The sequence below is a fragment of the Streptococcus sp. 1559 genome (assembly GCF_013276735.1).
GTDB lineage: Bacteria > Bacillota > Bacilli > Lactobacillales > Streptococcaceae > Streptococcus > Streptococcus pseudopneumoniae.
Genome location: NZ_VMLO01000002.1, coordinates 1 through 19,076, shown reverse-complemented (window position 1 = coordinate 19,076; position 19,076 = coordinate 1). Strand labels below are relative to the sequence as shown.

Here is a 19,076-nt window from a genome sequence, read left to right as displayed (position 1 = left end):
ACTTTTTGAAATTAAATTTCTTCTTTTTTGATGAATTCTGTACGAATCTCTTGTGGAGCCAATAGTCCTGAATGAACTGGATATGGTCGCTCAAGTAAGTCAAGAATGGTTTGTTGATGTTCTGATATGCGCACATTTTCTTGACTCATATTATAGTAACGGAGGACATAGCCTTCTTCATTTTCCGCCACTTTAAAGGCTGTTGGACAGATTTGCGGTATGCTGAGAACAGAATGGCTCAAGAGGCTACCAGTCGCAGCCACGCTTCCTTCTTGTTTAGCAAGCTGAAGGCTGGTAAATGGTGTCTGCAAGGCTTTAGCACGACGATAGGCTGAAAAGCGTTCTTGGGCTTGGTGGCATTCAAGTGCAAACTCGACTTCAAACTCACGCAAGCATTGTGCTTCTGGTGTTGGGAAGTAACCCCAGTCACCTAGCTCACCTGACGCACGCAGAATAGTCACTGCAATGGTGTCGTCTCCAAGGATTTCGTATTCATTCAATCCCTTGTTGGATACGGTCACACCTTTTTCATCGTCATACAGACTAACAAAGGCTTGTTGGTGTTGAGGATTTTCAGGATTTTCCCATGAAGCTGCTGGTTTGTTTGGTCGTGTCACCACCTCATAGATGCTTTCAGAATCATTGCTTGGACGCGTGTTGTGAGTCTTGACCAAGAGACGGATACGATGGTCTTTGGCAGTGTTGGTAAAGCGAGTCTTGCAACGGATTTGTGGATTGTCAACAAAGACAGTCATCTCAGTTTCCAGAGGAATGCTTGTCATTTCTTCTGACCGTCCAGCTTCACGCTTCATAAACTCGATGATACCTTTTTGCTCTTCTTCTAGCTTTTCATCGGCACTGACAGGCACAGTCAATTCATGTTTGAGCAAAATCTTAGCGTAGCGAGCTGTGTTTTCCAAGACCTCGTAGCCCTTAAGCTCTGCATAGATTGGCTCTGTTCCTTTTGGTTGGAAATAGATATACTCGTTTCCGATGTCACCACGGTCTTCGAAGCGGATAAAATCTTCGTAGGCTTCGTGAGTTGTCTTATCATAAACTGTGATAGTGTCATCCACACTCACCGTTACGAATGGTGTATCAATCACTCCGTTTTGGTAAATACCCTCACGGTGTTCTTGCTCTCCTTCCAGCAATTGGAAAGTTGTCCAAGAAAGCGGCGCTAGGTGAACTGGAATGGTCACGCGCACTTGTCGAGCGATACGAGCTTGGCGGAACTTGTCTTTTGGTAAATCGTACTCAAAATTAGCCCCAAGGTCTTCGATTTTAGCCTCTACAGGACGCCCATCCAAGTCCTCCACACGATAACTTGGCAAGGTTAAGGCAGCCATCTTCTTGTAACCTTCTGTTGGGTGCAATTCCTTGAAATCACAAGTCGCAACATCAATCACTGTGCTGACAGTATCGACCTTATCATGCAGGCCTGTGTTAATAACCGTAAAGAGATAGTCACTTTGAGCTTCGTGAGTTGCAATTTTGCCCTTCCACTCGTTGAGAAGATTGGTCTTAACAAAGGTTCCGACTTGGTTAACCTTGGCAAAACGAGTTTCCATCTCACGGTGAACTTCGTCCACGCTACAGCCACAGATACTATCATGCGGCGCATTCTGCAAAAGAGTTTTCCAAGCATAGGTCAACTGGTCCTTGTGGTTATGACCCCCAGTGATAATTGTCAAGGGTTCTACAACTTGCTCTAGGAGGTTGCTATTTTCTTGGAAGGCTTGTTTGAGATAAATACGAGATGAAGAAGTGTTGGCAAGTGTGTACCAGCCGTCTGTTTCCTGACTGGTCAACTCACCTGTAACCGTTGATAATTGCTCCGGTAGGGCACTTTCCACGGCTTGGACATATTCATCAAAGGAACTGTGAACAAAGGTCACATCTGGGAAGAGTTCATTTGCCACACGAATAGCTTCGCTCAGATTTTTCTGTACAGGCTGGTGGTCACAGCCGTTCATCATCAACCATTGGTTGATCGAAGCATAGGCACGCACATCTGACAATTTTTGTTTCCAGAAGGTCAAGGCCTCATCTTTATCAACTGGGATTTCATTCCCGTTACTGTACCAGTTGGCAAAGAGAATCCCGAGGACACGACTTCCGTCCGCACCCTGCCAGTACATTTCTGAAAACTGGGATGTAAACTGCTCGTCTTCGAGGACTTGGTTGTCAAATCCAATCGGCTTCACACCACGACCAAAGGCTGCCACGTGAATGCCTGATTTTTGAAGGATTTGAGGCGCTTGTCCCATATTTCCAAAGGTATCTGGGAAGTAACCAATCTGGGTTGATTTGCCCCATTTGGCAGCTTCTTGCTGACCAATAAGAGTATTGCGGACATTGGCTTCACTTGAAATCAAGTAATCATCCTGCAAAATGTAAAAGGGACCAATTTTCAATTTTCCTTCGTCAATGTAGCGTTGAACTTTGTCACGATTTTCAGGGCGAATTTGCAAGTAGTCATCAAGGACAATGGTTTGACCATCCAAGTGGAAGCTCTTGAACTCAGGGTCATTTTCAAAGAGATCGAAGAGATTGTCAAACAATTCCACCAACTGCATACGGTGACTTTCAAAAGGCAAGTACCACTCACGGTCCCAGTGACTATGTGAGATAATATGTACAACAACATTTTCCATGAAGTAAAACCTCATTCTAAATTTAAATTTTAACGTTTCAAATGTAAATTTGTGATTCTGACAAGAATCAGTTGAGCTAATACTCAACGAAAATCAAAGTGCAAACTAGGAAGCTAGCCGCAGGTTGCAGATAAAGCTGACGTAGTTTGAAGAGATTTTCTAAGAGTATAAAGCACGCTCCTTAGCGAATATCCAAGTAATCCAAGACCAACTCACAGAACATCATGTTAGCCCAGGAGAACCATTCACGAGAGTAGAGGGTCGGATCATCTACGTGGAAGCTTTCGTGCATGACACCTGTACCACCATCGCAGGCAACCAGCTGATCCAGCAAGAAGTTTTTCTCTGCCTTATCTCTTGTTGTCAAGCCTTGGATAGAAAGGGCGATTGGCCAGATATAGCGATAGAAGGTATGAGAACTTCCGAGACCGCTAGCGTATTCTCCTTGGTAGAAATATGGATTTTCAGAGCTCAGAATGGTACGACGAGTAGCTTGATACACTTCATCATCGACCGAACAGTAGCCCAGATAGGGCGCAGCTAGTAGACTTGGTACATTTGGATCATCCATGATGCTGGCATTTCCTAGGCCATCCACTTCAAAGGCATAAATCTTTTCGCCCTTGCTGTTGGTGGTGTAAGCGTAGTTTTCGATTCCTTCTTGGATTTCATCCTGAAGACGCTTGGCATCAGCAATAACACTCTGGCTATCAGCTAGGTTTAATGCTGCGAAGATTTCTTGCACATAACCCAAGACTACTACAGCAAACATATTTGACGGAATCAAGTAGCTATACTGGCAACAGTCATCACTCGGACGAAAAGCTGACCAAGTCATACCTGTCACTGCAAAGTCAGGTCCAAAGCCATCATTTACCAAGGTGTCTTCCTTACGGTCCGTATCTCGGACAAAACGATAAGGAGAGTTCTTGTGGTCTTGTTCCACCGTCCACAGATGAAGAATTTCCTTAGTCGCTGCGACAAAAGTTTCATCAAACTGACTAGTCTCGCCAGTCTCTTTCCAGAGGAGATAAGCCAGCTGCAAAGGATAGCAAAGCGAGTCCACCTCGTACTTGCGTTCCCAAATCCAACCATTCAGGTCGGTATGGTCTGTCTCGTGGTGCCCCTTCCAGTTTTCCTCAATGTTGAAGGAATTGGCATAAGGATCCTTGAGAATCAAGGTCATCTGACGTTTGACTAAACCTGCAATAGTCTGACGCAGGAGGGCATCTCTTTTAGCCACATGCAGGTAGGGTCTGAGTTGAGCTGTCGAATCCCGAAGCCACATGGCAGGAATATCTCCTGTGAGTACAAAAGTTGAACCATCTTCTAAGATTTCAACCGTATTGTCCAAGGTGTCTGTGTAGCAACGCTCGAAAACATCCACCCACTCTGGATGGTCCTTAGCCCGCTCTGCCACTTCATCTAGCCATTCTCTAACAATTTCTTTTGAATAAATCATCGTGCAGTATCCTCTTTCAAACAAGTTTCATTTTCAGTATATAGCTTTTGAGGCAGAAAATACATACACAAATGATAGTCATTTTTCTACAAAATAGTTATCTTTGAACCTCCTTTTCTAAAGGCCCTCTTTTTCTGATATAATGTAGAAAAACAGCTAAAGGAAAGACTATGAAACCACTACTTGAAAGCATCGATACCCGATTTGGAACTGCCAGCAAGCATGCCTTTTCTCGGGGAAATACCCTGCCATACACAGGCGTGCCTTTTGGGATGAATTACTTTGTACCCCAGACCAGTGACCAGGAGGGCTCTTGGTTTTTCAATCCGCATCTGCCTATCTTTCAGGGAATTCGATTAACCCACCAGCCCAGTCCTTGGATTGGGGACTACTCTTGGCTCCTTCTGACACCTGTCACAGGCCAAGTGGGTGGAGACAGCCTCTTCCATCGTCAGTCTTCCTATGATATGGATAAGGCCTCTTTCCAGCCTCATTATCTGAAAATTTTCTCCCTGCGCTATCAGATTGAAATCCAGCTCACACCGACTTGCTACGGTGCTTCTATTCATTTGGAGCAAAAGCAAGGCAAAGCCCTCTCCCTCTATCTTCACGCAAAAGATGAACTGACAGTAGAGCAAGTAGATAAGCGGACTCTTGCCCTACGACAAGAAGGAAAAACTGAAACCAACAAAAATTCGCTAACGATGTTCACTGCCCTGCAAATGAATACGGATATCCTTGCTATCAGCCAAGAAGGCGAAGACTGTCGAATTGACTTAGCAAGTAGTCAAACCGAGATTCAGCTAGCCACTTCTTTCATCTCTCCTTCTCAAGCTCTAATCAATCTACCTCAAGAAGATTTTGATAGCTGTAAATCAAGTGCCCAAGTGGATTGGGAAAATCTCCTCCATCGTTTTGACATTATAGAGACAGGAGAGGCTGACCGAACCTTCTTTGACCACTGTCTCTACAGACTCTTCCTCTTCCCACAGACTTTTTATGAGGTTGATGAATCAGGGCAAGACATCCACATGGATCTGGCTACTGGCACTGTCAAGCTCGGGGTTCTCTTCAGCAACAATGGCTTCTGGGATACCTTCCGCACTACCTTCCCCCTCTTTGCCCTTATCATACCGGAACACTACCACCGCTTTTTAGAAGGATTTCTCAATAGCTACCGCAATACTGGATTCCTTCCAAAATGGCTGGCTCCAGATGAACGGGGTATGATGCCAGGTACACTTTTAGACGGCATTATCGCAGATAGCGCCTGCAAGGACATGGCTCCTGACTTAGAAGAAGAACTCCTTCAAGCCATGCTCGAAACAGCCAGCAAGTCTGACCCTCTCGGCATCAATGGTCGCCACGGACTAGCCCAATACCAAGAACTGGGCTACCTCTCTACCGACCACCACGAAAGTGTCAGTCATACCCTAGACTATGCCTATAGCGACTTTTGTATCGCCAGCTGTGCCAAAAAACTTGGTCAGAATGACATCGCGGAAACCTATAGGACTGCTTCACAAAATTACCGCCATCTATTTGACGCTGAAACAGGTTACATGCGAGCGCGAGACAGCCAAGGCCGCTTCCCCCCTGACTTCTCTCCCTATAGTTGGGGACGTGATTATGCCGAATGTTCAGCCATCCAAGCAACTTTAGGCGTTCTCCACGACATCCCAGATTTAATCCAGCTTATGGGTGGAAAAGAAGCCTTCAGTAACTATCTTTTGAAAACCTGTCAAGATGCTCCCCTCTTTGAGACAACAGGCTATGGTTACGAGATTCACGAAATGAGCGAAATGGCTACTGCTCCTTTTGGACAAGTCGCCATTTCCAACCAACCGAGCTTCCACATTCCTTATCTCTTCCGTTACAGCAACTACCCTGACTACACTGCCCTTCTTATCAAGACCTTACGTCAAAAAGCCTTTCACCCAAGCTGGCAAGCCTATCCTGGCGATGAAGATAACGGCAGTCTCTCTGCTTGGTACATCTGGTTAGCTCTCGGATTTTATCCGACCTGTCCAGGAAAACCAAGCTATGATCTCGGAATCCCTCTCTTTAATCACCTCCGTATCTACCTGGCTAAAGAAGATAAATGGCTGGATATTCATACTGAGCAAAACCACAGCCATTTTAACTTTGTCAAAGAATGCCGACTGGACAAAAACCTAGTATCAACTATTCAACACCAAGACCTCCTAAAAGCTAAACAGTTAACCTTTACCCTTAGCTGGTTACCAAGCCAGCCGTCCACTTCCTGAAATGCAAAAATCTCCTAGCAGACTTTCCTGCTAGGAGATTTTCTTATGAGAGGTACTTGTTAAGCTTTGAAAATTGGATTTATTATTCGATAAGTATCAAACAATCTACCAATTAAACTTCTTCGTCTTCTTTACGACGACGACCTGCAAGACCAAGACCAAGTAAGGCACTTGCGGCAGCTGCTACCATAGCTACAGTAGAATCTGCTGTACCTGTATTTGGCAACTCTTTAGCGACTGTACGCACGTTTGTTGCTGCTTGGTTGGCATTTGCTGCTTGAGCTGGAACTACAGCTGGTGTTTGAGCAGCTTGGTCATTAGCTGGACTTGCATGATTAGTTGCTGGAGAAACTTTCGCCAGGAAGTCTTCGATACGTTTAACCGTTGCAGCCACATCTGCCTGAGTTGCATCTGCATTGGCAAATACTTTCTTAGCATCTGCTGATAATGCGTTCGCTGCTTTTGCAGTTTCTGCATCAAGCTTAGCTGATTCTTGGATGATTAGTCCATCTAACTGACGAATAGCATCTGCTAACTTAGCTTTATCCACTTTTGCTTCAGTGTTAGTAGCTCCGTTATTTTGAGCTGAAGGAGCTTGTTTAAAGATAGCTTCAGCGGTAATTGCTAAAACTTTGCCATCTTTAGTTACAACAGTTGCATTTCCTGCCTTGTCAAAGAGAACATCTACTACATCAGCATTTACTGCTTTAATCTTAGCTTTTGCAGCTTCTTTTTCTGAATCTGTTAAGTTAGTAAAGTCTGCTACTGTTTCTTTTTCAAAGTCAAGGTTGATGTTATCTCCGCTATTCTTAGCTGTTACATCACTTTCTGTTTTCACTAATTGGTCTTTTGCAATCGATACTGTATTTCCATCTAGTGTTACTGTGGCGTTACCTTTATCGTCTACTACTACAGTCGCTCCTGAATTGACGGCTTCAATTGCTTTCTTAACTGCTGCTTTTTCATCTTCCGTTAAGTTATCTTTGTTTCCAACTAATGTACGGAATGCTGGTGTTTTCACTTTAGCAGTCTTAGCTTCGTCAGCTAGGTTTCCAGCTGGGATTACTAGGTCTAAAGCCGGAATATTCAGAACTGTACCATCAGCTTTAGTTACTGTTGCATTACCTTTGTCGTCTACTACTACAGTTGAACCTGAGTTGACTGCTTTAACCTTCTCTTCGATAGCTTTCTTCTCTTCTGGAGTTAAGGCATCTGGATCTGCTACTACAGTTTTAGCTGCTGGTGTATTGACATCATTGCCTGCATTTTCTTTAGTAATATCATCTTGTGTTTTCACTAAATCAGTGGCTGGAATGACCGCTGTCTTACCTTCTGGTGTTGTAACTGTAGCATTACCCTTATCGTCTACTACTACAGTTGAGCCTGGGTTGACTGCTTTAACCTTCTCTTCAATAGCTTTCTTCTCTGCGTCTGTCAACTTGTCTAGGTTCGCTGCTACAGTTTTAGCTGCTGGTGTATTGACATCATTGCCTGCATTTGGTTTAGCTGCATCTGCTGCTGACTTCGTCAAGTCTGTTGCTGGAATAACGGCTGTTTTACCTTCTGGTGTTGTGACTGTGGCATTTCCTTTATCGTCCACTACTACAGTCGCTCCTGGGTTAACTGCTTTAACCTTTTCTTCAATAGCTTTCTTCTCTGCAACTGTCAACTTGTCTGAGTTCGCTACAACCGTCTTATCCGCCGGCTTAACGATGTCGTTGCCTGCGTTTGGTTTAGTTGCATCTTCCGGTGATTTGAATAAATCTTTCCATGGAATTGTTGCCACAGTTCCATCATTTAAAGTAACAGTAGCGTTACCTTTATCATCAAATTTAACAGATTTAGCCTCAGGATTGAGTTTTCTTAATTTTTCTTCTACTTTGGCTTGTGCAGCTGAATCAGTCGGTTCACCAACCACTTTATCTGCTGGTTTAACAATTTCACCATTTCCTGCGTCAGATTTAGCTGTATCTTCCTTAGTTCTCACTAACTCAGTTGATGGAATCGTTGCAGTCTGACCTTCTGGTGTAGACACTGAAACAGTTCCGTCTGCATCGAGTAGCACAATAGAATTTGGATTTACAGACTTAACAGCAGCAATAATTTGAGCTTTTTCTGACTCTGTCAACATCGATTTATCCTTGATGATAACTTTATCAAGTGGTTTGTTAATATCGTTTCCACCTTTACCATTATCTAGATTCTCCAACGTTTTCACCAGATCAGTTGGATTAATGATTCCCTTATCACCATTTGCTGTAGTAACTTCAATATTTCCAGCGTCGTTATATTTAACCTCTTTGGCTGTTGGGTTCACTTTCTTCACTTCTTCTAGGATTTTAGCTTTTTCCTCAGCTTTTAGGTTGGCTGGATCATTAACTAGCACTTTATCAATTGGTCTGTTAATATCCCCAACTGCTCTAATTGCCGATTTATCCGCGTCTTGAATCTTATTAACATCTGCTTCTTTATTCGCAGCATCTACTAATTTCTTAGCTTCGGCTGCTATTTGATCTGCTTTATCTTTAAGATTCTCTTTCGCTTTAGGAGATAAGTCAGTACGCGCGTCAATCTCTTCTTTCTTCGCTTTTGTTTGCTCATCAATGGCTTTACGAGCATTTGGTTTATCTTCTACAACAGGTAAAACTTTCCCTATTTCAGCATTTGCATCATCTTGAAGTTTCTTAACCTCTGAATCTGTTGTAGCAATATCAATTGCTTGCTTAGCTTCTTTGGCTAAGGCTGTCGCTTTTTCAGCAGCTTCAGCTTTTTCTTCATCCGTAGCATCTGGTGTGTTTTCAATGGCTTTTAGTTGTTCAGCTAGCTTATCATCAATAGCTTTCTTGGCTGCAGCTTTAGTTGTTGTTTCTGGATTCACAGCTTTAATCGCTGCTACACCGTGTTCCTTAGCACTATCTACTGCTCCTTGAACCTTCCTTGATTCCTCTGGTGTTGTGGTTACATCTGGTTGAGCATCAATGGCCTGGTTCGCTTCGGCTGCTCGAGATTGAGCTTCTGCCTTAGCTTTCGCTTTTTCTTCAGCTGTTAGATCTTGGCGAGCATCGATTTCTGCTTCTTTCTTAGCTAGTTCATCTGCCACTGCTTTCTTAGCAGCATCTTTGGCTACTGGATTCACAGCACCAACTGCAGACTCACCGGCTTCTTTGGCTTTGGCTACTTCTGCATCACTTGTTGCGGCTGCTACTGCTGCCTTAGCCTTGTCTGCTTCTGCCTTAGCCTTGTCTTTAGCAGCTTTCTTCTCTGCATCTGTCAAGTCTGTACGCTCATCAATGGCCTTGTTCTTAGCAGCAAGAGCGTCATCAATGGCTTTGTCAGCGGCTGCTTTAGCAGTTGTTTCTGGATTCACAGCTTTAATCGCTTCTACACCTTGTGTCTTAGCGGCTTCTACTTTATCTTGAGCTGCTTGGGCTTCTTCTGGTGTTGCGGCTACATCTGGTTGAGCATCAATGGCCTTGTTCGCTTCGTCAGCAGCTGCTTGAGCTTCTGCCTTAGCTTTCGCTTTTTCTTCAGCTGTTAGATCTTGGCGAGCATCGATTTCTGCTTCTTTCTTAGCTAGTTCATCTGCCACTGCTTTCTTAGCAGCATCTTTGGCTACTGGAGTTACAGAGGTAACATCCGCTACACCTTTATCTTCTGCAGCGTCCACAAGTTTTTGGGTTGCTCGAGCTGCATCTTCTGTATCTTCATTATCAGGTTGAGCGTTGATTTTAGCTAATTCTGCATCAGCTAATTTTTTGGCTTCTGCTTTAGCTGCGTCTTTTTCTGCTTGACTTAGGTCTGTGCGCTTATCAATCTCATCATTTTTAGCTGTTAAGGCATTGGCAATTGCTGCCTTAGCATTCTCTTTAGCGATTGGGTTTACTTTAGAAATGGCTGTAGTGGCTTCTGTTTGCGCTTCATCTACAGCTGCATCTGTCGTCGCTGCATCGATTTTCTCAGTTGCTGCCTGGGCTGCTTCATTGGCTTTAGCAATAGCGGCTGTTTTTTCAGCTTCTGATAGATTTCTGTCTGCATTAATAGCATCTTCTTTGGCCTTACGAGCTGCTTCAATTGCCGCTTTGGCTTCAGCTTTTTTAGCTATTACTGGATTGTCGGCTGCAATGGCAGTTGTCCCTTCAGTTTGAGCTTGATCCAAGGCAGCTTTTGTTGTTAGGCTAGGATCATTAATGGCTGCTAATGCTTTTTCCTTATCTGCATTTACCTTAGCGATAGCGGCTTGTTTTTCATCCTCGGTAGCATTCGGATCTGTACTAGCATTAATTTCTGCAATCTTATCTTCTGCAGCCTTGTTCACTGCATCGATTGCAGGTTGTTTATTTAGGGTCGTAAACTCTGTTAGTGGTCTTCTGTCTATTGATCCATCTGTGTAGGTTACTAGTAAATCATTTCCATCTTTTGTGATTGATTGAATCCTACTATTTTGATTCTCTACTTCTTGACCACGCTTAGACTCTAACCGTCTATCTGGATTGGTTTGAGAATATTCAAGTTTGACTCTTTCTTTTACTTTTGCAAACTCTTCCTCTGTTACAGCTGCAGGGTCGGTCACCACAACCTTGTCGGCTTCCTCAGGAGTTTTTATATCATATTTTTCTCTCTGAGGTTTATTAACAACATTGAAAGCATGATCATTGGCTTTTTGTTGTCCAGACCCAGTGAAGTCTGTTCCTTCAAGATCCGTAACCCTCACATAACGCCAACCCAAAGCTAGGCGTTTAGGATTTTCCCCTTTTGTCCCTGCGTCCAATTTATTTTGTGGCAAATCTCTTGTCGCAGTTGTAGTCCCTGAATAGGTAATAACTGCTGGATTAGTTTCTGATGCTGGTGTTTCGGAATTAAAAACATTTGCCTTATATCCATACTCTGTATCAACTTTATCATTTTCACCTGAAACAGGGCTAAATTCTCGATTCCCACCTTTCAGCAATTTAGCAGACTTAATCTTATCTGCATCATCTTTAATTTTGATATCAAATGAGTTGTCTTCTCCGCTATACACATAGATTTCTCTTGCAGTAGGATCAGAATATGGAATGTCTACTGTTGGAGGTTGGTTGGTACGTGCTACATTAGCAACTGGAACCACATCGATTGAACCGTCTTTATAGGTCACAGTGACGTTTCCGTTCTCTACGTTTACACTATCCACTACTTCAGAACGATTTGTTAGGGCAGTACCTCTTTGCGACGCTAGTCTAGCATCCTGGCTAGTTTTAGAATATTCAACTTTAAGCTGATTTTTAATTTTATCAATATCTGCAGTAGTTAAATTGTTAATATCTGTAACACTGATTTTATCAGCATTACTTGCTGGTTCCTGGATGCTATATTTGTAGGTTTGAGATTTAAGGATAAGAGAGATATAGCCTGGATCTCTTATTGTCCCAGAGTCTCCAACATTATTCGCACCTTGTTTATCACCAACCTTTACAAAGCGAGTCCCAATTTTGAGTGCTTGGCCCTCTCTTTTTGTATATCCATTATTTCCTTTTAGTTGCTCATTCGGTTTTCCTGAAATGCTAATTTTAGCAGGATCAGCTACAGTAGCAGAAGTACCAGATTCATCAGGAGTAGCAGTTGTAGTATTAGACTTATCATCATTAATTACCGTTCCAGTATAGCCAAACTCAAGGTCAAGTTTATTTTCTTCTCCTGTAACTTTGTTAAATTTCTGGTTTGACCCCTTTTTGAATGTTGCATAAAGAATTTCCCCACTGTCATCGTGGACAGGAATTTCAATATTTGCATCTTCCTCATTATAGACAAAGATTTCCTTTTCAGTCTGGCGAGAATAGTCAATTACCGCTACAGGTTTTTGGTTTTCTGTAGCAGTAGACGGTGCTCCATCTCCTGGGTCAGCCTCCCCTCCCCCGTTAGGGCTAGCTGCCACAGCGGCTCCGCCTTGTGAATCTGCGCCATTCTCAGCAGCTGACACTGCTCCGTTCCCCAAAAACATAAATAGAGCCGCTACTGCCACACTGGCCGCACCAAAACTATATTTACGAATAGAATAACGCGTGACCTTCTCACGACGCAGGCGCTCAGAACGACTCATGGATACTTTCTTGTCCATTACTTAAATCTCCTTTAGGATTATATTTTTCTACGTAAGAGAGGCTCCTCCTTCCTTATAGAAGGAGACTTCCTCTATGCATAGATTTACGTTACTATGATACATAATTACCAAGATATATGCAACTTTTTTGTTTGCTAATATTTTGCTAAAAAAAAAAAAAACATTTTTTCGATTTTCGTGAATTTTATTCGGTTTTTTTATCCATATTTTTCATTATTTTATGAATTTGTTAAGTATTTATCGATTCTCATGACATCTTATGCTCTGATTCTTTAGGATTCAATCACCCCTTAATTTCTATAAATATTATTTTTTCAAAATAACTCTATCTTTTTCACTAGCCTCGACAAAATAAGTAGAAAAAATGTAAGGGGGTGCGCCTTTTTCATTGGCATCATTTGAAGATAACAACATGCAAGGAGCCTAAAAAAGAGAAACAGCCAGTGATATCACTAGCTATTCTGATTGCTTGCCATAGAACAGAAGATAGCGGCTCCTTACCTCTCCTGACTACTTGACTAGTCTTGACCACTTACTATAGCTGCTCAGTTTTAAACAAGCAGGTTATCAGAAAGCCATGGCCTAGCCTACTGATTTTAAACAAGGAGCATTGGATGGCATCAAAAAAGAACACAGTCCTGCCGAGGCAGCCAAAGTTTTTGATCTTGGTTTCAGAACTCTCTTCAGCTAGGAAAAGAAATGAGGTGAACAAGGACACTGAGAGCGGAAAGAGCGAGTCATCAAAAATCGAAAGCTTCCTTTAGAGGAGTCAAAAGCTTTTGTAGAGGCTCATCTCGAGGCTGCTTTCAGGGAAATTGCGGCACATTTTGATTGTGCTCTCCCTTCAGTAGGGGCAGCTTTAAAGCAGATTCAGGTCACTTGAAAAAGACGACTAGCTTTAAGGAACAAGATTCAAAGAAAGTCGCTGACTTCTCTAGTCTGGAGATTTTCCAATCTCTCTCCTTATGGGACGGTTCTATAGTAAAATGAAATAGAAATAGGACAAATCAATCAGGACAATCAAATCGATTTCTAACCATGTTTTAGAAGCAGAGGTGTACTATTCTAGTTTCAATCTATTATATTTTTTAGCAAAGGGCTTTGATATAACATAAAAATCGAAGTTCTGCTACTCCTATAAATGGAGTCATAGAAATTCGATTTTTTCTAATTATCCTAATCCTAGACGTTCAAAGATAGGCTCCACTCGTTTGGTATAGTAAAGATGGTTGAAAATCTCATCGATTTCCTCTTGTGTCAAACGTGATGTCACCTCTGGATCTGCTTCCAGAAGTAGTTTGAAGTCTACTTGCTTGTCCCAAGAGTAGGCTGTTTTTGGTTGTACCAAGTCATAGGCTTGCTCACGGGTCATGCCTTTTACCAATCAAGGTCAACATGGCACGTTGGCTAAAGATCAGACCAAAAGTCGCGTTCATGTTGCGGATCATGTTTTCTGGTAAGACCGTCAAGTTCTTGACGATATTTCCAAAACGGTTGAGCATGTAGTCAATCAAGATGGTCGTATCAGGTGTGATGATACGCTCAGCTGATGAGTGGGAAATGTCGTGTTCATGCCAGAGAGCCACATTCTCATAGGCTGTAATCATGTGACCACGCTCTAAACCCTGTTCAATCCCTTCTGCACGACCGCGTTCCAACCCTTTTTCCTCAGCTTGTTCCAAGGCATAGTCCTGCGCTAGCAAGGCTTGTTCTTCGCGTCTGCGTTGTTCACTAAACATCTCCCTGTCCTCCTCGGACCAGCTCTTGTAGTCTAGCAGTTGGTCTGCTTGGCTGATGGCTCGCTCGGGTTCCTGGGTAAAAGGTTTATTCCCAAAAAACTCCAACCATGCTTTGCGAACCTCGTCTTTGCTGGTTTCTCTGTATTTTTTTAGGTCTTATTTATGATGCTCTTTCAATAGTTCTTCAAACTCAGCGACGCTCATACCCAGCTGATGGCTGGCAACCTCGGAAGTCAGAAGTCCTTGGCGAACCATATCCAGAAAGGCAAAAAGTTTTCCACGTTCAAGTCCACGCTCTAAACCTTTTTCGATGCCCTGTTCAATCCCCTCTGCACGACCTCTCTCCAACCCTTTTTCTTCAGCTTGTTCCAAGGCATAGTCCTGCGCTAGCAAGGCTTGTTCTTCGCGTCTGCGTTGTTCACTAAACATCTCCCTGTCCTCCTCGGACCAGCTCTTGTAGTCCAGCAGTTGATCTGCTTGGCTGATGGCTCGCTCGGGTTCCTGAGTAAAGGGCTTATTACCAAAAAACTCCAACCACGGCTTGCGAACCTCGTCTTTGCTGGTTTCTCTGTATTTTTTTAGGTCTTATTTGTAATGTTTTTTCAATAGCGACTCAAACTCAGCGACGCTCATACCCAGCTGATGGCTGGCAACCTCGGAAGTCAGAAGTCCTTGCCGAACCATATCCAGAAAGGCAAAAAGTTTTCCACGTTCAAGTCCACGCTCTAAACCTTTTTCGATGCCTTGTTCAATCCCCTCAGCTCGACCACGTTCAAGACCTTCTGCACGACCTCTCTCCAACCCTTTTTCTTCAGCTTGTTCCAAGGCATAGTCCTGCGCTAGCAAGGCTTGTTCTTCGCGTCTGCGTTGTTCACTAAACATCTCCCTGTCCTCCTCGGACCAGCTCTTGTAGTCCAGCAGTTGATCTGCTTGGCTGATGGCTCGCTCGGGTTCCTGAGTAAAGGGCTTATTACCAAAAAACTCCAACCACGGCTTGCGAACCTCGTCTTTGCTGGTTTCTCTGTATTTTTTTAGTTCCAAGAACGCCATCTTAACCAGATGATTTTCTTGTCCATTATTGGTGATGGTTAAAACCTCACCTGTCGTATCCTCGCGCATACTAAAACTATGAAAAGCTAGGTCATCTGAAAAGTAATTGCTGTCCACAATTGCGATAGCGTATACTGGTGCAATGTGTTTGTAACTCTGGTGGGTGTCACCTTCACGTTGGCGAATTTTTTCTAGGTTTTGATTGACCTGACTACACAAATAAGCCCACAGGCGATTGATGAAAAAATTCTGATGATGGACTTGAATCTCAATGATTACTTGAGTGCCATTATCTAGTTCAGCTAAAACATCTATACTGGTATAGAAATCCTGTGCCGAGTACGGCAGGGAAGGCAAGACGTGAATGTTGCTTCCCTCCAAAATGGTCACATTTTTGGCTGGCAAGTCCAGCATATCGCGAATAAACTGACAAGTGATTTCTGGGTTGCTGAAAATTTTCTTAGCAACCAAGTCATTAGTTGGGCTAATGCCCGGATGACGTAATGTCATATTTCTTCTCCTTTCATTATAGCACATTTTTAAATCTAGGTTTACTAGATTCACTGCTACTATCTATTTATTCGGAAAAGAAATGAGTTGTTAAGATATTTTATCTCGTTTCAACTAAAATATGAGCTTGATCAATCAGCTGTCCATCAACAGTCAGATTCAGATAGAAATCCAAGGTCTTATCGGCAGCAAAATACAGGGTTGGTATGGTCAAATCTTTTTTGCTTTCCCCAGCTTGGAATTGAAGGACTTGAATCTCGTCCTGATAGACGACACCATGGACACCTGTCCCCGGTTGAATCGAAATCTTAGCTTCCAAAGGAGTACTACTTTCGCTACGTTCAATCCTAAAATGAAGAGTCTCTCCCTTTGCCACAGCTAGGCTTTTTTCTGCAAATGCTAATCCCTGAACAACTTCTTTTTTTGATAAGCTAGGAGTTTTATAGAGGGAAATCTTGGTCAGTACAGGTAAATCCTGTGTCTCTGTAATCATCACGCGCACCTTCTGTGCCTCTACTATCGGCCCTCGCAAGAGGCGCTTATGACCAACTGTGAAGCCCCTGCCAAATTCCTGCCAGACACCATCCACCTCTACTTGCACATGAAAAGCAGCGATTCGTTGCCCTAGCTTCAAATCTTCTCTTAACTCAATTACATCAAAAGTTTTAGGAGATCCTAGGTCTAGTTCTAACTGGATTGGCAAGCCTACGTCGCTTGCCCAAGAGCTGGTCTCAAGACCATCTGTCAGATGGTGACAAGCAAAGTCTGCGGAAAGAGCTGGACCAGATACCCCAGCTCCCAAAGCCAAATCTTCTTTATAGAGCTCATTGCGATAGGCCGCAAATTCATAGAGGCGTTCAATATCCTTTGCATCAAAGAGCCCAGCTTGATTCGGCGGAATATTAAGCAAGAGTGGAGTTCCTCGCCCTACTGAGTGAAAATAGATTTCGACCAACTCCTCGAGAGACTTAGGATCCTGATCCTCATGGTAAAACCAGCCCGGACGGATGGAAACATCTGCCTCTCCGATTGAAAAAATCGTGCCCGAGGGATCCCCGTGCTGAAGATAGTTCAGCTCTGCTTCTGTTCCTAGCTTATCAGGATTCACCTTTTGCCATAGGGGATCACCTGCATACCCTCTTTCATTGCCAATCCAGCGGATACTGGTGCCTTCTGTTGAAAAAATCAAGCAGTCGCCCTGCAGGTCACGAATGGTTTCAAACCATTTTTCAAATTCATAACTGACCTTTTGCGCGCCCTCTCCTCTGGCTCCATCCATCCAGACCTCAGCAAATTTCCCTCCATTTCCATAGGCAGGATTTGATAAAATCTCCTTCAGCTGTGCCAGATAATAGGCATTATAGTCCGCTTCTCGGTCCACATGATAGAGGGGACTATGGGCATCCCACGGTGATAGGTAGACCCCCATATCCATATCAAACTCTGTGGCAGCTTGGGATACTTCAAGAAGCAAGTCTCCCTTTCCTCTCCTCCAAGGACTGACCTTAACCGAATAATCTGTGTGAGCTGTCGGATAGAGGACAAAGCCATCGTGGTGCTTGACCACCAAAATCAACTTCTTGAAGCCCGTTTCCTTGAGTACACAAACCCACTCACGCGCGTCTAACTGTGTCGGGTTAAAGTGTTCAGGATCCTCCTGACCTGTCCCCCATTCCTGGTCATAAAAGGTATTAGGCCCAAAATGGATAAAGGCTGCTAGTTCATCCTCTAAATACGCTAACTGGGCCTGACTAGGCAAGGGGCCATGCGGTTTTATTGCTCTTACCATACTACTTCCTATCTACATTTTTCTTTACTTTTTTGGCATACACTTGCAATTCTGTTAAGGCTAGGGGGCTTGCCAAGTTTTCAAATCGAAGACGAAGGGCATAGGTTTCCACCTTGTCAAATTCAAAACGAAGCTCCTCATCCTTGTCACTTGACACTTTTCGGATAGCTGATACAGGGCGCCAATTCTCCTCTTGTTTGAGCAGAGAATCCTTGTCCAAATGATTTGGAGTCCGAGGCAAGCTAGGCTCATTCCCTACATAATAATCGATATGGGTAGGATCCACCGCCACGTAGTCTTGATTTTCGACATAATACAAGGTCACATTATCCACAAATCGCGGTTTTAAAATCCCTGCATCTCCAAAAAGAATGCCGACATTGGCTTGCTCTGACTTGGCAATCCAAGTATTGGCTGTCGATTTCTTCCGAGAAATGACCTTGTCATTGAGGTAAGAGACTGGGTGATTAGGCTCTGAGTGGGAAGCAAATACCAGAGGCAGGTTGGATCCTGTCCACTGATTGGAAATGACTTCCCCATCTACACTGGCATCTGTCACATGAATGGTGACTGTTGCTGGCAACTCACAGCCCGCTACTTGTCCTGTAAGAATACATTCTCCTACCTGAGCATAGACTTGAGGATCGAGTTCATCCCAAGTCACCTTGGCCGTATCTCGTCTGCCATCTGATAAGACTAGCTTAACTCGGTCTGGTAGGTGTGGGGCTTCCTTGACAAGCGTCCAAATCCTTTCAGTCTCAATAGCGCAAATCCCTTGGACACAAATCTGAGCAGAAGCCTTTAAATCCAGCCCTTCCAGCTGACCAGATACCATAAACTCATGAAAGCTTGCCATATCTTCTTCGGAGATTGCCTCCCAAACAACCTTGACTCGTTTTGCACCGCCAGACTCATAGTCCACCAAAACTGAAGATGGAAGATGTGGATAAGTCCCCTTAGCTGTATACAAGCGAAGTGGTCGTACAAAAACTGCCTGCCCTAGTGAGGTATTTTCTGCCACCTGCAAATGAGTTTGATAGGTCTTTCCTTGATAAATAGCACTGATAACCAAGTCGCCTGCAGACAAGCAATGAAGCACTCCCTGCTTGATAATGGCGTGGGCACTACCACTCGTCTCCCAAATCACTTCACTATTCCCCACCTTGTTCACAAGGTTATCCACAGTTTTTGTGGATAAAGTCCAATAGCTGGGGAATCCCCTTCTTGTAATCCTGCCTGCTTGTCCACTCGAATCTCAAATAAGCGCTGATTTTTCACTGACTGGCAAGCCAAATCCTCTCCCACTAAGAGATCGAAACTTGCCGGCTCTAGCCCTCTGGCACTGGCCTTTACTCTCACTTGACCTACCCGCTCCAAGCTCTGAACTAAGAGGACACCTCTGCCATGAAAGGCTTTCCGCTTAAACCGACCATTTTTCTGGGCTTGGTAACGTTCACGACTGGCCTGCCTACCATTATCCACACCTACAGTCATAACCACCCGTG

8 protein-coding genes and 3 pseudogenes are annotated in these 19,076 nt (G+C 43.7%); 2 read left to right on the top strand and 9 right to left on the bottom strand.

Annotated elements, in window-relative coordinates:
• Nucleotides 1-11: 11 nt before the first annotated feature.
• Entirely contained in the window at nucleotides 12-2,657 is a 2,646-nt protein-coding gene (locus tag HT688_RS00165) for an alpha-mannosidase (RefSeq protein ID WP_050141969.1), read from the bottom strand.
• Nucleotides 2,658-2,838: 181 nt separating this feature from the next.
• A complete protein-coding gene (locus HT688_RS00160) occupies nucleotides 2,839-4,119 on the bottom strand; it encodes a glycoside hydrolase family 125 protein (RefSeq protein WP_172923428.1) in 1,281 nt (426 codons plus the stop codon).
• A 170-nt stretch (nucleotides 4,120-4,289) separates the two neighbouring features.
• Here HT688_RS00160 and HT688_RS00155 point away from each other — a divergent pair, with 170 nt between their 5' ends.
• Nucleotides 4,290-6,386: a GH92 family glycosyl hydrolase gene (locus HT688_RS00155; protein ID WP_172923427.1), complete on the top strand. Its 2,097-nt coding sequence runs from the start codon at nucleotides 4,290-4,292 to the stop codon at nucleotides 6,384-6,386.
• A gap of 112 nt (nucleotides 6,387-6,498) precedes the next feature.
• Here the strand turns inward: HT688_RS00155 and HT688_RS00150 are convergent, their stop codons facing one another.
• Entirely contained in the window at nucleotides 6,499-12,480 is a 5,982-nt protein-coding gene (locus HT688_RS00150; RefSeq protein ID WP_172923426.1) for a DUF1542 domain-containing protein, read from the bottom strand.
• Nucleotides 12,481-13,097: 617 nt separating this feature from the next.
• On the opposite strand from HT688_RS00150, the gene HT688_RS11970 reads away from it, so the two are divergent.
• A complete protein-coding gene (locus HT688_RS11970; protein ID WP_153299488.1) occupies nucleotides 13,098-13,247 on the top strand; it encodes a hypothetical protein in 150 nt (49 codons plus the stop codon).
• A 407-nt stretch (nucleotides 13,248-13,654) separates the two neighbouring features.
• Here the strand turns inward: HT688_RS11970 and HT688_RS12235 are convergent.
• The 6 genes and pseudogenes from HT688_RS12235 to HT688_RS11565 form a co-directional block, all read right to left on the bottom strand.
• A pseudogene (locus HT688_RS12235) lies at nucleotides 13,655-14,378 on the bottom strand (hypothetical protein); the annotation flags it as partial.
• Nucleotides 14,379-14,807, bottom strand: a pseudogene (locus HT688_RS11570) (RpnC/YadD family protein); the annotation flags it as partial.
• On the bottom strand, nucleotides 14,808-15,782 hold the full coding sequence (locus tag HT688_RS00135; RefSeq protein WP_000175246.1) for an Rpn family recombination-promoting nuclease/putative transposase: 975 nt from the start codon (nucleotides 15,780-15,782) through the stop codon (nucleotides 14,808-14,810).
• A 100-nt stretch (nucleotides 15,783-15,882) separates the two neighbouring features.
• Entirely contained in the window at nucleotides 15,883-17,571 is a 1,689-nt protein-coding gene (locus HT688_RS00130) for an alpha-L-fucosidase (RefSeq protein ID WP_000251022.1), read from the bottom strand.
• A 1-nt stretch (nucleotide 17,572) separates the two neighbouring features.
• On the bottom strand, nucleotides 17,573-18,754 hold the full coding sequence (locus tag HT688_RS00125) for an Ig-like domain-containing protein (RefSeq protein WP_172923424.1): 1,182 nt from the start codon (nucleotides 18,752-18,754) through the stop codon (nucleotides 17,573-17,575).
• A pseudogene (locus HT688_RS11565) lies at nucleotides 18,739-19,076 on the bottom strand (sugar-binding domain-containing protein); the annotation flags it as partial. The pseudogene HT688_RS11565 and the gene HT688_RS00125, both read right to left, overlap by 16 nt.